Origin of the sequence: Thermotomaculum hydrothermale (assembly GCF_016592575.1) — a bacterium.
Taxonomy (GTDB): Bacteria; Acidobacteriota; Holophagae; order Thermotomaculales; family Thermotomaculaceae; genus Thermotomaculum; species Thermotomaculum hydrothermale.
This window is the reverse complement of sequence record NZ_AP017470.1, coordinates 421,077-435,980: the sequence shown is the minus strand read 5'-3', so window position 1 is coordinate 435,980 and position 14,904 is coordinate 421,077. Positions and strand designations below refer to the sequence as shown.

Genomic DNA, 14,904 nt, shown 5'->3' with positions numbered 1-14,904 from the left:
TTACCTCTGATACTTTATGTTTTTTATTATGGTAAACGCTCTATACACCTGCTCTAATAGTATAATTCGTGCAAATTCATGTGTAAATGTCATTTTTGAAAGAGAGAGCAAAAACATTCCCTTTTTAAAGAAATTTTCACTAAACCCGTTTTCACCGCCGACAGCAAATACTATATCGTCAGATTGAAAATTGAGTTTTTTTTCCAAAAATTTTGCAAATTCAAAGGAGTCCATTTCCTTTCCCTTTTCTGTTAAAAGTATAAGATTGTTCAAATTGCCACACCTTTTTTCTATTTCACCTTCCTCAAATGCAATTTGCTTGCTTTTTTCTTCATTAAACCTTGATTTGAACACAATCTTTTCGCACTTAATAAACCTTGATATTTTTTTTATATAATTACTTTCCAGTTTAGATAAACAGGATTCTTTTGTTTCACCTGGCCAAATAAACTTAATTTTCATCTCTCTTTAAAATCTTTTCCGCATCAGCCCAGAGGCTTTCAAGGTCGTAAAACTCTCTCTTTTCTGGAGTGAAAATGTGAACAATAACAGAACCGTAATCAAGAAGTATCCACTCTGCAAGGTCATATCCTTCAACACTGAAAAGCCCCTTTTTGCCAGCCTTCTCAACTATTGCATCTGCTATCGCCTGGTTTTGCACCTTTGAATTTCCAGTCATTATTACAAAAAAATCTGCAATAGTGGTTAAATCACTAACCTTTAAAACCTCTATATTTTCAGCCTTTTTGTCCTCAGCTGCGTTTATAACAGTATTAACAAATAAATCCACATTTTCCATAAAATTTACTCCTTATAAAGTTTTTTTCGGTAAATATATGATATTACATTAGAATGTAATATTCCACTTAAATCTTCACCATTTTTTATCCTGTTCCTTATTAAAGTGGATGACACAGGAATATAGGGAACCTCAATAAGGTTCAACCCTTTGGGGTTTAAATCCTCAATTTTTTTAACAATGTTGAAATTTCTTTTAGAAACCTGTTTTACCTTTTCTATTTTTTCACTATCTAAATTGACTTCTGCCCTTGTGGTAAAGAGAATGTTAAAGTTTGAAACTATATACTCCCAGTCTTTCCACCTATCAATTGAGTTTAAAGTGTCAAGACCCCCTAAAAAAAAGAAGTTATCCCCGAATTTATCCTTTAAAAACTCAAGTAAATCTATGGTATAGGATACGCCACCCTTTTCCTTCTCTGCTTCAGACAGACAAAGGTTATTTTCCCTTTGAATTGCAAGTTTAATCATATTAACCCTGTCTTCAAAAGGGGCAAGTGATTTATTAAATGGGTGCTTATAGACTGGAGTAAAGCATATTTTCTCAATGTATGGGGATTTTAACAAAAATTTAGAAACCTCAATATGCCCTATGTGGATTGGATTAAAGCTTCCCCCGTAAAATCCTATCATCTACACCTCATCAAGAAAATCAAGCTTTTCATTTTTTTCTTTTACCACTTCCTCTTTAATTTCTCTTCCTTTAACACTTTCCACAATTGAACCTAACTCATTAACAAGCTCGTTTAATCCTTCACCTGTAACGGCAGATATTATAAAAATTGGAATATTATTTTCTTTAGCAAATGCTTTTATTTTTTCAAGGTCATCTTTACAACAGAGGGAATCCGCTTTGTTAACCGCTATCACAAAGTGTTTTTTTAGAATTTCTGGATTAAACTTTTCAATTTCCTTTCTTATTGCAAGAAAATCGCTTAAATAATCATTTTCAGGACTTGCTCCGTCAATTAAATGAAGCAGTACCCTTGTTCTTTCAATGTGCTTTAAAAACCTTGTCCCCAATCCTCTTCCCTCTGATGCACCGTCAATAAGCCCTGGCACATCAGCAATTACAAAAGATTTAAAGCTTCCGTATTCAACAATACCTAAATTTGGGTGCAATGTTGTAAATTTGTAATCGGCAATTTTAGGTTTAGCGTTAGAAATTTTTGAAATTAAGGTTGATTTCCCAGCGTTTGGATAGCCGACAATTGAAACATCTGCAATTAACTTCAATTCAAGTTTTAACCTTATAGGCTCAACCTTTTCGCCCTCTTCAAAATGTCTTGGTGCCCTGTTTGTGGAAGTGGCAAACCTTGCGTTTCCCCTTCCGCCCTTTCCACCTTTCTGGACAACAAGCCTTTGCCCATCTTCAAGTATTTCACCAATAATTTCCCCTGTATCAAAGAGTTTGACTATTGTGCCTAAGGGAACTTTTATTATGCATGGCTCTCCATTTTTTCCATGCATGTTTTTGCCTTTGCCATGCTCTCCCCTCTCAGCTTTGTAATGCTGCCTGTATCTTAACTTGTTAAATGTGTTTAAAGAGGCGTCTCCTTCAAGTATTACATCTCCCCCATCTCCCCCGTCTCCTCCGTCAGGGCCTCCTTTGGGGATAAACTTCTCCCTTCTAAAACTTAAACAGCCATTACCGCCATCACCTGCTTTAACCCATATTTTTAATTCGTCTTTAAACATAAAACTTCACTCTTTTCCATTAAAAAAAGGGGGATTCACTCCCCCTTAACTTTATCAAATTTTAATAATTTTAACCAGATTAATGAACAGTCTCGGTAACCTCAGCAGGAATAATGTTTACAAACTTACCCATTCTTCCCCTGTCCTGAAATTTAACATAGCCATGGGTGAGAGCAAACAGGGTGTCGTCTTTGCCTCTGCCAACATTTTTGCCAGGCTTAATTCTTGTTCCCCTCTGCCTTACGATTATTGAGCCTGCCTTAACAAACTGACCGTCAAACCTTTTAACACCAAGCCTTTTTGACTTACTGTCTCTACCGTTACGGCTACTTCCTTGCCCTTTCTTATGTGCCATACTATACTCCTTATTTAATTACTTTACTATCTTTTCAATCTTCAAAACAGTGATAGGCTGTCTGTGCCCGTTGAGTTTTTTGTACTGCTTTCTTCTCTTTTTCTTGAAAACAAGCACTTTCTCATCTTTTTTCTGCTCAACTATCTTTGCTTCAACCTTTGCATTTTCAAGGTAAGGGGTACCAACTTCAACATTGCCGTCTTCTCCTAACAGGAGAACCTTTAAATCAACCTTTGTTCCAACTTCTCCTTCCAATCTATCAACAAGGAGAGTCTGCCCCTCAACCACTTTGTGCTGTTTTCCCTGAGTTTCGATTACTGCATACATTTGCGTGCTCCTCCCTTTATTTCAAAGTCAAAGGTAAAAATATCACAGTTTACCCTTCAAGTCAATAAAATATGACGCAAAACTTATTTTACCTTTTTATTTAAAATTTTCAACTTCTTCTTTTTTAACCCTGTATTCTTTCTTGCAATACTCACAAACAACAAGGTATGTCCCGTCGTCAAGAAGAAGCTGTTTTCTATCCTCTTCTTTTAAAGACTTTAAAACTTTTAGCACCTTATCTCTTGAACAGGTGCACTTGAACACAAGATGCCTTTCCCCTATTTGCTTTAATTTATAATTTGGGAATAAAAGCAGTGCAGCCTGATTGACATTGTCCACCTCTTTTAAAACCTCACTGAATGGGGGAAGTTTTTCAATTTCCTTTTCCATTTTTTCTATCTCTTTCTCTGTTGCATCAGGCATTGGTTGTACAATAAAGCCGCCGCAATTTTCAATAAAGCCGTCAGGTTTCATAAAGTTTGATATAAAAACAGCGCTGTTTATCTGCTCAGACCTTTTTAGGTAATCTGCAAACATTAAAGCAAGTGAACCACCTTTAAATTCAATATTTGAGGTAAAAGGCACCTTGCCCCTCTTCAACACCCTTGTAACAGTTAGCATTCCACTTCCGAGCAACTGATTTAAATCCATTACATAATTAGAATCAAACTCATCAACACCCACATCAGGGTTTATTGCATAACCCTTTATGTGTCCATAAGAGTTTGCCTCACATCTAATTCCGCCTATCGGGCCGTTTACATCAAGGTATGCCCCTAAAACATCACCGCTTTTTAAATTGCTTGAAATCAATACTGTTCCTGTAACAAACCTTGAAACAGCATTTGCCACAGGGTATGTCATTTTGTGAATTTCCCTTATTTTATTTACAACATCCTTTGTCTCAGCAAACACAAACCTGAATTTCCCGTCTCCACTTAAGTAAAAGTTTATTATATCCATCTCATTCTCCACTAAATAAAAGTGATTTTTTCTTTTTCAAACCTGTCGAGAATCTGTTTTTCTTCATCAGGATATCCCACTGAAATTAAGGCTATCGGAAGGTGATTCTCAGGAAGGTTGAAAATCTCTGAAACAAGTTTAATTCTCTCTTCCCTTGGATAAACAGCTATCCAGCATGTCCCCAAACCATGCTCTAAAGCCCCAAGCATAATATTTTCACAGGCATTTGCACAATTAAGTGAAAGGTATCCTTCCATAGGCTCAATACTTTTGTCTCCACAGACAAGGATTGCTCCCCCTGCTGTTTTAAGCATACCTGCATAAGGGTGCTTTTTTGCCACCTCATCTAATTTCTCCCTGTCTGATACAATGTAAAAGTGCCAGCTTCTTGTATTCCTTGCCGTCGGCGCATACATCCCATATTTAACCAACTGCATCAAAATATGCTTTTCAACAGGTTTATTTCTGTATTTTCTTATGCTTCTTCTTTGAAAAATAGCCTTAATCAAGTCCATAAATCCTCCCTTTTAGTGAATTATAGCATAAGAGGGAAATAAAAAGGGTTTGAGGTTGTGGGGGAATAGGGTATTGGGTATTGGGGTATTAAGTACTGGGTGTCAGGTTTTAGTGTCTGTCCCGTCCTGATATAGGTTGGCATAAAAAACCTAACACTCAGAACCTAAAACCCATTATTTAAGTAATTTTAGATGTTGACTGATGGATTCTTAATTGAGGAAGAAAACTTTAAATTAAAGAAACTCTCCCTAAATCCAAAATCTAAAATTAATAATTCAAAATCTATAATTAAACTAAATGTGTCCACTTTTTTCAGGACGGGACACGAGACAAGACAATCCCAATACCCAAAACCCTAAACCACCTAATACCCAACTACAAATTTTTATCCAGTTTTTCAAAGCAAGAATCACAGAAGAAAATAGATTTTTTGTCTGTGTCTTCAATAGAGTATGAGCTAAACATTACGCATTTGTTATCAATACAGTGGGTAAGGCCAAATGTATGTCCTAACTCATGGACAATTTCCTTCAATAACCTTTCTTTAAGGAGTTTTTCATCACACTCTTTACCGTAAAAAGCCTCTTTCAATCTAAAGAGAGAAACAATACAGTAATTCCCATTCATATGTGCTTCTCCAAATACAAAGGTTAAAATAGGAATAAACAAATCGTATGGGACAATTAAGCACACCTTTTCTTCTAATTCGGCAGGGTGGTTGAATATAAAGTGCTTTAATATTTCTGTTGAATTATACTGCTCCCTTACAGGGTCGTAAAAATCGTCAATTTTTAAGCCTGTTTTTTCAATTACCACCTTTCGTTTAAAGATAATCTCTAATTTTTCTTTTACCTCACCCTTTAAAAGTTCTGGAGAGATATCAACAGGTGAGAGAATTATTCTTTTATTGCTTAGAAATGCCATATTTTTTCATTTTGTTGTAAAGAGTCGTCCTATCAATATCCAATATTTTAGACGCTTTGGATATATTATAGTCACACTCTTTTAGCACATTGATAATGTGGTGTTTTTCAATTTCAGACAAGGAAAGTGCTGGTGGTGTTGTCAATTTAGCATTGTTTCCATCTAAAAAAGAAAGGTCATCTGTTGTAATGTACTTGCCTTTTGCAATTACAAAAGCCCTTTCAATTGCATTTTCAAGCTCTCTAACATTTCCAGGCCATGGATACTTCATTAATTTGTTCATTGCCTGAGGTGTCAATCCTTCAACATCCTTACCCATTCTTCTTCTGAATTGATTAACAAAATGCTCAACAAGCAAAGGGATATCCTCTATTCTTTCCCTTAAAGGTGGAATGTGTATATTGAAAACATTTAACCTGTAAAATAAATCTTCCCTGAAAGTGCCTTCTTCAACCATCTTCTTTAAATCTCTGTTTGTTGCGGAAATTACCCTGAAATCAACTTTAATTACTTTATTTGAACCAATTCTCATTATTTCTTTTTCCTGCAAAACCCTTAATAAATCAACCTGCATCTTTTGATTCAATTCTCCAATTTCGTCAAGGAAAAGGGTGCCGCCGTTTGCTGCCTCAAATTTTCCTTTCTTTTTATAGAAAGCACCGGTAAAAGCCCCCCTTTCATATCCAAATAATTCACTTTCAACTAACCCTTCAGGAAGCGCTCCGCAACTTACTGTAACCAACGGTTCAAACCTTCTTGGGCTTGCAAAGTGAATTGCCCTTGCAACAACCTCTTTTCCTGTCCCACTTTCCCCTGTAATCAAAACAGAGGCATCTGTTTGAGCCACCTCTTCAATCTGTTTAACTATTGTTTGCATTGCCTCGCTTTTTCCGACAAGGTTTACATGCTTTAAAGTTGTTTCAATTGTTTCTTTGAGCTTCCTGTTTTCACTTTCAAGCCTTCTTTTGGATAAAATTTTTTTCACAAGAACAGATAAATGTTCAGGATCAAAGGGCTTTGTAAGGTAATCATAAGCACCTAACTTCATAGCCTGAACCGCTGAATCAATAGACGCATAGGCCGTAATCATAACAACATCAATAATAGGATAAATTTCTTTAATTTTTTTCAAAACCTCTATTCCATCAACCTCAGGCATTTTAATGTCAAGAAAGACAATGTCAAACTCTCTTTCACCTAATTTTTTAAAACACTCATCAGCATTTTCAGCTACATCAACAAAATACCCTTCCTCAGAAAGCCAGTTTCTTAATGATTCCCTTACTATTATTTCATCATCTACAATTAGAATTTTTGCGTTTAAATCTTGCATAATTTACTCCTTAAACAGTTGGAATACATATATTAAAGGTTGTTCCTTTTCCTACCTCACTTTCAACTGTAATTTTCCCCCCAATTTGCTCTATAACCCCGTAAACTACAAACAAGCCTATTCCAATGCTTTGCCCGTTATCCTTAGAAGAAAAGAATGGTTCAAAGATATGGGAAAGATACTCTTCAGGGATTCCAACTCCTGTGTCAGAGAGACTCACCTGAACACCTTTTCTTTTTTCATTATACTCTGCCTTTATAGTTATTTTGCCACCTAAAGGCATAGCATCAGCAGCATTTTGAATGAGGTTAATAAACACCTGTTGCATCTTTGACGGGTCACACTTTACCTTTGGAAGTTTTTCCGCAAATTCAGTTTCAATTTTTATATCGCTATCCTTTAATTTTATTTGCATTAAACTTACTGCCCTATTAATGATTTCAACAATATCACAGGGAACTATTTCGCTTTCCCTTTTAGAAAAAGCAAGTAATTCTGAAACGATTTTCCCACATCTCTTTGCCTCGCTTTCCATTAAAGCAAGGTTTTTGTACATTCTCTCAAGCTCTCTCTCACTTAAATCACCTCTTTCAATCTGCTTTTTCAAAAGGTTTATAAAAACAATCAACCCCGAAATAGGGTTGTTAATTTCGTGGGCAATTACTGCAGCAAGCCTGCCAAGGGAAGACATTTTTTCAGCCTGCAAAATCTTTTTTTGGGCAACTTTTAGTTTCTGCGTTTTTTCTTCTACCCTTTTTTCAAGCTCTCTATTCCAGCCTTCCAATTCCTTTTTAAACTCTTCAATACGCTTAACCATTTTTTCAAAAGCTTTTGCCAGTTCCCCAATTTCATCTTTTTTTTCAGTAGGCAAATCAAGGTTAAAATCTCCAACACTAATTGCTTTTGTACTTTGCACAAGCTGCCTTATAGGAAAAGTTATCTGTCGTTTTAGTAGAAATACTATAAGGTATGAAAGCACAAAAACAAATATAGCAGAAATAAGCAAAATTATCCATCTATCTTTATTTAAAGACTCATGTAACTTCAGAGTACAAACTGCAATGTTTAAAAAACCCAGTATTTTTTCATTTTTGCTATGCGCATGGCATGAAGCAGAATAACATTTAGGAGAGTTTAAAATAGGGACAATAGCTTTTAAGGTACATGGGTTTGTTGTTTTTTCTTTATAAAAAACCAGATAATCCTGTTTATCAATATTTGTCAAAGCCTTATTAGATTGAGAATGACAAACTGCACATTGAACTTCCGACAAAGACAACTTTTTTCTTTTCTCATTGTCATTTATAGATGCATAAATATTTCCCTTATGGCTATAAATCCTTAACTCTTTTATTAAATCCTGATGGCCAATAAGTTTCAGTGTACTCTCTATAGCCTCCCTGTTATTCTGCATCATATCAATCTCTAATGCCTTTAAAATTGTGTCAGAAATTGTATTAAGGTTAAGTTTTAAATAATCATAATAAACCCTCTCCTGATGAGAAAGTATAAGAAAAGCAAATATAAAGAAACCTGTTGTAAGGGCAATTGCCACAATTGACATTACCTTAAATCTCAAAGTCCTTATTTTTTCCTTCATATTAACCTCAAAAAGCCCCGCATTTTGCGGGGCTTGAATTTATGTTGTTTCAATCTGTTCTTCGTAAGGATGCTCTTCTTCAAAAATATCAAAATACTTAACTGCAAATCCGAAGATTATAAACATAACAACCACAAAAGAGGCAGACACTGCCATCTCCTGCCATGATGGCAAATAGTTTGCTTTAAGAGAGTATTCCATAGCAGTCATTGAAACATTCAACCTGTTAAGGAGAAACCCCAACACATAGGAAAAACCTGCTGTAAAAACACCCACTCTTGTTGTAATCCAATTCTTTTTAAAGACAATTACTGTTGGAACTATAGTCCACAGTAAGGTTTCAAGCCACCACATAAAGGAATAGAATGAACCATCAAAAAGGTAATGAAGTTTATGTCCAACAATCAATCCTTCAAAATACGCGACAAAGTATGTAAGCTGAATAACAACCATTCCCCTTGCAAGGTTTGCCAAAACATCAAGGGGTGCTTCGTGGCCTAAAGCCCTCCAGCTAAGGTATGACTCAACAATAGTCATTCCCAATCCTGCACCAACAGCTGTAACAAAAAAGTAAACTGGAAGGAGTTTTGTGTACCACAGAGGATGTAATTTCTCAGGAACAATAACAAAGAGAGTTCCCAACGAAGACTGGTGCAATGTTGAAATCAAAACACCTAAAATTACAAGTACAATATATATCCCCTTTAAAAAATTTACAGGCTTCCTAAACCATTTAAACTTGCCCAAAGCAAATGATGAAAATTCAAGGGCTAAAACTGCAGTATATGTTGCAACGCAAACGGCAAGCTCAAACATAGGGGAATGATGGTTTCCAAAAACAAGGGGATGCCATATGTCAAAGTACTTACCTAAATCCCAAAGCAAAGCAATACCAACAAATGAATAGCCTAAAAACGCGGTTAAAACAGTGGGCTTAACAATGCAATGGTATTTTTTTAAATTAAATATGTAAACTATAGCGGTTATTGTAAAGCCTCCAGCTGCAAGCCCAACACCGCTTATAACATCAAAACCTACCCACAAACCCCAGGGAAATTTATCAGAAAGGTTTGTTGCTGCTCCAAGTCCATACACAAACCTTTGATAGGTTGCAATAGCACCTGCAACAAGGATAATCGCCGCCACAACGCGCCAGAATGTTATTTTAAATCCCTTTATTTTCATGATTATTCTCCTTTGTTTTCATCGTTATCTTTAGGTTTTATTCCATTATTCTTTTCAACCTCAATCTTTCTATTGTTCAGCCACCACATTCCAGTAAGAAATGTAGCCCAAACAGGGACAAAAACAGGGATTTTATTCAACACATTCCAGGTTAAATCAGGCAAAGGTTCCGTAGGAAGATTATTCTTTAATCCATAGGGGACAAACTTTTCAAGAGGAACATTTTTAGGGAGAAGAAACATAACATTTGTCCCACCAACTTCGTGTTCCCCATAAACAAAATTATGGTAAGTATCAGGATTATCCTTAATTCTCTGGTGTGCCATCTTCAATAACTCATCTCTTTCACCAAAGTAAGTTGCTCCACCACCTTCGTTCTGGCAGGCTTCAGCGCAGGCTGTCGGCAATCCCTTTTTAATCCTTGTGTCATAACACATAATACATTTTCTAACTTGCGGAATAGGCTTATGCCATTCATACTTTGGAATCTGGAAAGGGCATGCCATCATACAATACCTGCAACCTATACAGAGGTCAAAATCATAAACTACGGGGCCTTCTGGTGTCTTGTGTAATGCAGATACAGGGCAAACCGATGCACAGGTAGGGTCAACACAATGCCTGCACAGGTTTCTCATGTAAACATCATCGGTTACCTCGTTAACAACTGTATAATTTGCATAATCCAAGGTTTTCCCAACCTTACCAGGCAAATTATGTTCTTTTTTACAGGCCTCAGCACATACTCCACATCCCGCACACTCGGTTAAATCAATCAACATTGCTTTACTCATTTAAGCCTCCAAATTAAGAATGAACCTATGTCCATAATCTAATCCTTTTTTTTATTCAACGCAATGAAAAATAATGAAAATATTAACAAAATGTCCTTTCCACTATAAAAAATGTGGGAAAAATCCCCGTAGATATTTTCTACAAAAATCGTGCCAAAACACAACTTACAGAAAACAAAGAAAATAAAAATTTTCTCAGAAAAACATAAATAAAAAAAATGTAGAAAAATACCACATTTAAAAAATCGAATGCAAACTTTCTTTTTTAAAATGTTTAAATTATACTCATTGTTGCAAAATTCCACATATGTAGAAATTTCTAACAATCTATTAACCCCTTCTTTTATACGAATATAGAAAATTCTCAACAAAATCTTCGGGAATGGTATTTAAATTGGATATAGCCAACTCCCCGCCATCTGCCGCAAATTCAGAATCTCTAAACAAATTGTTTTTAAAAGAATTCACTTCATATTTAAACCATTCCTCTGCCTCTCTACCCAGCAATAATGATGGCAGATCCTCTTCAAGGTTAAATGGCTTTACCATACAAAGCCATACAAATGCCTTGTTATCCTTTATATCTTGTGCAATATTGTCGTTTACCTTAACTATTTCACCAGAAACAGGTGACAAAATAGGGAAGTAATCCTTTTCTATTATCAAAGAAAAACCTATTTCATTCGCCTCAATAAAATCACCCTCTTCAGGTAAAACAACCTTTTCTGCTTTTTTACCTATTAAATTTAAAATAAAGGAATCTATCCCCACAAGAACATTACCATTTTTTGTAATGCTTAAAAGAGTATGCCCCCTGTGATAAAAAATACACGGTGAAAAATCCAGACCCATTACCTTTTTCGTACAAAAAAACTTTTCCTCTGTGAAAACCAAAGAATTAACAAAGCGTTTATGTATGGGGCAATCCCTGCATTCAAATTCGTTATCGCATACTAATGGTGATTCTAAATCCCCTGAAAAATAGTATTTGCATATTTTTCTATTAGAGTCTAAGTCAGGAAAAACCTCTTTTAATCCTTCACTTTCAACCTTAAACGACAAAACATTTCTCTCAGTTTTTTTCGAATTAACAAAAACAGCCCCAAATAAAAAACTTAAGAAAACCAAAAGCGGTGTCATAACACACCTCCAAAAAAAGAAGGCCCGAAGGCCTTCTTGCTATTTTTCATCCTTTTTAGTATTCGAAACTTCTTTTTTATCTTCTTTTACAGATTTACCACCATCCTGAGCAAACACAAGGTTAGGTTCAAGGGCAAGCTTCCTCTGTTCCGCTCTCTTTTTTCTAACTGAAAGAACAATCATATCAACCGTCAAGCACGCAACAATTGTTAAAACAACTAATAAAGCAACCATCTTTATCCTCCTTATTTCTTATCTTCTTTTTTTTCATTATCTTTAACCGGCTTACCACCATCCTGAGCAAACATAAGATTAGGTTCAAGGGCAAGCTTCCTCTGTTCCGCTCTCTTTTTTCTAACTGAAAGAACAATCATATCAACCGTCAAGCACGCAACAATTGTTAAAACAACTAATAAAGCAACCATCTTTATCCCCCTTATTTTCTATCTTCTTTTTCTTCAGTATCTTTAACAGGCTCTCCACCGTCCTGAGCAAATGCCGCATTCGCCACCATAGATGCCATTTTTACCCTTTTCTCAGCTTCCCTTTTACGCTCAAGGTAAGTACCAATTGCAAAGCAAACGGCAAAAGTTAAAATTACCAATAAAACAGTCATGTTAGCCTCCTTATATTTAATTTTTAAAAATCTTTTCATCGTTTAACACCTGACTTTTCAAAGAACCCTGAAGGCCTTTGCCTCTTTCGGCCTTCACCTATGAATATTTGCATAAGCCGTGCCAAATACAAATAAATACTTTATTTTCAACAAATTAAGCAAATAAAGAGAATTTTTATAATAATAATTTTGCAGAAATATTCAACAGAGAAATTGAATGAGAATTTTTTTTTGTTTATTTTCTTAAAGTTAGATAAATGTGGTAATTTTTAACATATGTGGCAATTTTCAACAAAGTTTTATTCGCTCTTTTTGGAACCAAAAAGATAGGCAACTAAAATCCCCAATATGTATAACAAAAGCATGGGGACTGCAAAAACAGTCTGTGTTATAGGGTCTCCGGAAGGGGTAATTATTGCAGCAATTAAAAAGATAAAGAAAATAGCATACTTGAATTTTGAGATTAAGAATTTGTAATCAACAACCCCCATTATAGAGAGGAAAAAAATCAGTATAGGCGTTTCAAAAACAATCCCCATTCCTAATATTACAGTTGTGGCAAGGGAGAAATAACCTTCCATTGTAAGTACTGGAACAAGGCCTTCAGCCTCACTTAAAAAGAAAGAAATCATATACTTTAAACCAACAAAATAACCAAAAGCTCCCCCTGCTAAAAATAGCAATGTGGCAAAGAAGATAAATGGGATAGCATACCTTTTTTCCTCTTTATACAAAGCTGGAGAAATAAAAAGCCATAGTTGATGAAGGATAAAGGGGGATGCTATAAAAATCCCAGCATAAAAAGAAAGTTTTAAATAAGTAAAAAAAGGTTCACTTAAATGATGGAAAGCAAAAATACTTTTGTACTGCTTTGGGGCAATTTCAAGCAAGGGAAGGGCTATAAGGTGAAAAATCTGCTTATGAAAGGCATAGGCAACAATAAAGCCTAAAATTAAATAGCCTATACTCCACAGCAACCTTGACCTTAATTCGGCAAGGTGCTCAAAAAAAGTTTGCTTTTTAAATTCCCTATCATTCTTCTCTTTCTTTTCTTCCACCATTATTCCCGTCATCTAAATTAATATTACTTGCCTGTTCACTTTTTTCAGGACTAATTCCATTTTCTTCTGATTCAGCCTGTTTTCTTTTTAGCCTCTCCAATACCTCTTTCTTTCGTCTCTCAACTTCCTCTTTAGGTAAAACAAGCTGAGAGACTTCATCTGGAATATTGTTTAACTTTTTAAACTCTTCAAGGTTTAATTCACGCTCAACAGTTTCCCTTAAAGAATCAGAGTAATCCCTTACCTGCCTGTAAAACTTACCTAATGTCTTTGCAACCTCAGGCAATTTTTCAGGCCCAAAAACAATTAAAGCTATAACCAACAATAAAAGTAATTCACCAAAACCTATACCGAACATTGATTACTTTTCTTTTCCGCTTTCTTCCTTTTTAGTTGTATTTTCTTCTTTCTTTTCTGTATCTTCTTCATCATCTAAAGCTGCTTTTCTAAAATTTTTAACAGCCTTGCCCAACCCTTCAGCAAGTTCTGGTAACTTTTTCCCACCAAACAAAAGTAAAAGAATAAGCAAAAGTAATAGCGCTTCTCCCATTCCAATATTCATAAGCAATCTCCTTACAAAGAACTTCAAACTGATTTTAGCACAATAGAAAACCTAATAAAGCAAATAAAAATTTGACTAAAGGACAAAAACTTATAGATTATCTAAAATGAAACAGAAAGGGAGGCAATATGGGAAAGAAATACAAAGGAATAATTATTTCAAAAGAAGGTTTGGGAACTTTCGGGTATATACCTGAGTTAAAAGAAAGATACCTTGCCTTTGCAAGGGGAACACTAATTAAGAAAAAAATGAAAAAAATATTTGTGGGCGATTACTTTGAGGGAGAGTTAACAGATGATGGAAAAATCATTATAGAAAACATACTTCCAAGAAAAAACCAGTTGTTCAGGCCAAAAATTGCAAATGTTGACAAGGTTTTGTTAATCACAACAATAAAAAATCCGCCAATAAACACAGGAATGCTTGACAAACTTCTTGTTGCTTACGACTATTACCAGGTTGAACCTGTAATTGTATTTAATAAAATAGATCTGCTTGAAACAGAGGAAGAAAAAAGAGAATTGGAAAAATGGGAAAATATTTACACCTCTGCCGGATACACAGTTGTTAAGGTTTCTGCAAAGGAAAAAGAAAATTTAAATGATTTAATACACTTTCTTCACGACAATATTTGTGTCTTTGCAGGTGCTTCAGGTGTGGGAAAATCATCTTTAATTACAGCAATTACAGGTGTTGAGATAAAAACAAGAGAGGTTAGCAAAAAAACAAAAAGGGGAAGGCATACAACAGTGGGAGCAAGTTTAATCCCCTTTGGAGAAAACTCATTTATAGGGGATACAGCAGGCTTTTCAAAAGTTGACCTATCTTACATTATGGATGAAAGGGAATTGTCAGGCTTTTTCAGGGAATTTACAGATTACACCTGTAAATTCAACGATTGTATGCACATTACAGAGCCTCAATGCGGAGTAAAGGAAGCGTTGGAAAAGGGAGAGATTTCGGAAGAGAGGTACAACTCTTACCTGAAAATACTTGAAGAGGACTTTTCCTTTAATATAAAAAGGGATTAAA

Annotated in this window: 21 protein-coding genes; 1 reads left to right on the top strand and 20 read right to left on the bottom strand. The window is 35.2% G+C overall.

The features are described from left to right. The 20 genes from TTHT_RS02005 to tatA all read right to left on the bottom strand — a co-directional run bounded on the left by TTHT_RS02005 (window position 1) and on the right by tatA (window position 13,872). Window positions 1–462 carry a 23S rRNA (pseudouridine(1915)-N(3))-methyltransferase RlmH gene (locus tag TTHT_RS02005; RefSeq protein WP_201328372.1) on the bottom strand — a complete coding sequence of 154 codons (462 nt, stop codon included), beginning with the start codon at window positions 460–462 and terminating at the stop codon, window positions 1–3. Then, window positions 452–799 carry a ribosome silencing factor gene (gene rsfS / locus TTHT_RS02000; RefSeq protein WP_201328371.1) on the bottom strand — a complete coding sequence of 116 codons (348 nt, stop codon included), beginning with the start codon at window positions 797–799 and terminating at the stop codon, window positions 452–454. The genes TTHT_RS02005 and rsfS overlap by 11 nt, the downstream gene beginning before the upstream one ends. A gap of 5 nt (window positions 800–804) precedes the next feature. Then, window positions 805–1,431, bottom strand: coding sequence for a nicotinate (nicotinamide) nucleotide adenylyltransferase (gene nadD / locus TTHT_RS01995; protein ID WP_201328370.1), 627 nt, complete (start codon window positions 1,429–1,431; stop codon window positions 805–807). Further along, entirely contained in the window at window positions 1,432–2,496 is a 1,065-nt protein-coding gene (gene obgE, locus TTHT_RS01990; protein WP_201328369.1) for a GTPase ObgE, read from the bottom strand. It abuts the gene before it with no gap. 79 nt (window positions 2,497–2,575) lie between these two features. Next, complete coding sequence (gene rpmA, locus TTHT_RS01985; protein ID WP_201328368.1) at window positions 2,576–2,851, bottom strand: 50S ribosomal protein L27; 276 nt, start codon at window positions 2,849–2,851, stop codon at window positions 2,576–2,578. Between the two features lie 18 nt (window positions 2,852–2,869). Beyond that, window positions 2,870–3,178, bottom strand: a complete 309-nt coding sequence (rplU, locus tag TTHT_RS01980) for a 50S ribosomal protein L21 (RefSeq protein ID WP_201328367.1) — start codon at window positions 3,176–3,178, stop codon at window positions 2,870–2,872. A gap of 96 nt (window positions 3,179–3,274) precedes the next feature. Further along, on the bottom strand, window positions 3,275–4,141 hold the full coding sequence (locus TTHT_RS01975) for an Hsp33 family molecular chaperone HslO (RefSeq protein ID WP_201328366.1): 867 nt from the start codon (window positions 4,139–4,141) through the stop codon (window positions 3,275–3,277). A gap of 11 nt (window positions 4,142–4,152) precedes the next feature. Then, complete coding sequence (locus TTHT_RS01970) at window positions 4,153–4,656, bottom strand: nitroreductase family protein (RefSeq protein ID WP_201328365.1); 504 nt, start codon at window positions 4,654–4,656, stop codon at window positions 4,153–4,155. 376 nt (window positions 4,657–5,032) lie between these two features. Beyond that, on the bottom strand, window positions 5,033–5,581 hold the full coding sequence (locus TTHT_RS01965; protein WP_201328364.1) for an archaemetzincin family Zn-dependent metalloprotease: 549 nt from the start codon (window positions 5,579–5,581) through the stop codon (window positions 5,033–5,035). Beyond that, the gene (locus tag TTHT_RS01960) at window positions 5,562–6,914 is read right to left on the bottom strand and encodes a sigma-54-dependent transcriptional regulator (RefSeq protein ID WP_201328363.1); all 1,353 of its coding nucleotides are present in this window, start codon (window positions 6,912–6,914) and stop codon (window positions 5,562–5,564) included. The genes TTHT_RS01965 and TTHT_RS01960 overlap by 20 nt, the downstream gene beginning before the upstream one ends. Window positions 6,915–6,924: 10 nt before the next feature. After that, window positions 6,925–8,514, bottom strand: coding sequence for a sensor histidine kinase (locus TTHT_RS01955; protein ID WP_201328362.1), 1,590 nt, complete (start codon window positions 8,512–8,514; stop codon window positions 6,925–6,927). 39 nt (window positions 8,515–8,553) lie between these two features. Further along, entirely contained in the window at window positions 8,554–9,699 is a 1,146-nt protein-coding gene (gene nrfD / locus TTHT_RS01950; RefSeq protein ID WP_201328361.1) for an NrfD/PsrC family molybdoenzyme membrane anchor subunit, read from the bottom strand. Between the two features lie 2 nt (window positions 9,700–9,701). Further along, on the bottom strand, window positions 9,702–10,493 hold the full coding sequence (locus tag TTHT_RS01945; RefSeq protein WP_201328360.1) for a 4Fe-4S dicluster domain-containing protein: 792 nt from the start codon (window positions 10,491–10,493) through the stop codon (window positions 9,702–9,704). 330 nt (window positions 10,494–10,823) lie between these two features. Further along, window positions 10,824–11,633: a glycine cleavage system protein H gene (locus TTHT_RS01940; RefSeq protein ID WP_201328359.1), complete on the bottom strand. Its 810-nt coding sequence runs from the start codon at window positions 11,631–11,633 to the stop codon at window positions 10,824–10,826. 39 nt (window positions 11,634–11,672) lie between these two features. Next, window positions 11,673–11,867 (bottom strand): hypothetical protein, encoded by a 195-nt coding sequence (locus TTHT_RS01935; RefSeq protein WP_201328358.1) that lies wholly within the window; start codon window positions 11,865–11,867, stop codon window positions 11,673–11,675. Between the two features lie 11 nt (window positions 11,868–11,878). Next, window positions 11,879–12,058 carry a hypothetical protein gene (locus tag TTHT_RS01930; protein ID WP_201328357.1) on the bottom strand — a complete coding sequence of 60 codons (180 nt, stop codon included), beginning with the start codon at window positions 12,056–12,058 and terminating at the stop codon, window positions 11,879–11,881. An 11-nt stretch (window positions 12,059–12,069) separates the two neighbouring features. Then, entirely contained in the window at window positions 12,070–12,249 is a 180-nt protein-coding gene (locus TTHT_RS01925) for a hypothetical protein (RefSeq protein WP_201328356.1), read from the bottom strand. A gap of 299 nt (window positions 12,250–12,548) precedes the next feature. Beyond that, on the bottom strand, window positions 12,549–13,310 hold the full coding sequence (gene tatC, locus TTHT_RS01920; RefSeq protein WP_201328355.1) for a twin-arginine translocase subunit TatC: 762 nt from the start codon (window positions 13,308–13,310) through the stop codon (window positions 12,549–12,551). Further along, a complete protein-coding gene (gene tatB, locus TTHT_RS01915) occupies window positions 13,282–13,668 on the bottom strand; it encodes a Sec-independent protein translocase protein TatB (protein ID WP_201328354.1) in 387 nt (128 codons plus the stop codon). The genes tatC and tatB overlap by 29 nt, the downstream gene beginning before the upstream one ends. 3 nt (window positions 13,669–13,671) lie before the next feature. Continuing rightward, the gene (gene tatA / locus TTHT_RS01910) at window positions 13,672–13,872 is read right to left on the bottom strand and encodes a twin-arginine translocase TatA/TatE family subunit (RefSeq protein ID WP_201328353.1); all 201 of its coding nucleotides are present in this window, start codon (window positions 13,870–13,872) and stop codon (window positions 13,672–13,674) included. Window positions 13,873–14,000: 128 nt separating this feature from the next. Here tatA and rsgA point away from each other — a divergent pair, with 128 nt between their 5' ends. Further along, window positions 14,001–14,903 (top strand): ribosome small subunit-dependent GTPase A, encoded by a 903-nt coding sequence (rsgA, locus tag TTHT_RS01905; protein WP_201328352.1) that lies wholly within the window; start codon window positions 14,001–14,003, stop codon window positions 14,901–14,903. The last annotated feature ends 1 nt before the right edge of the window (window position 14,904 follow it).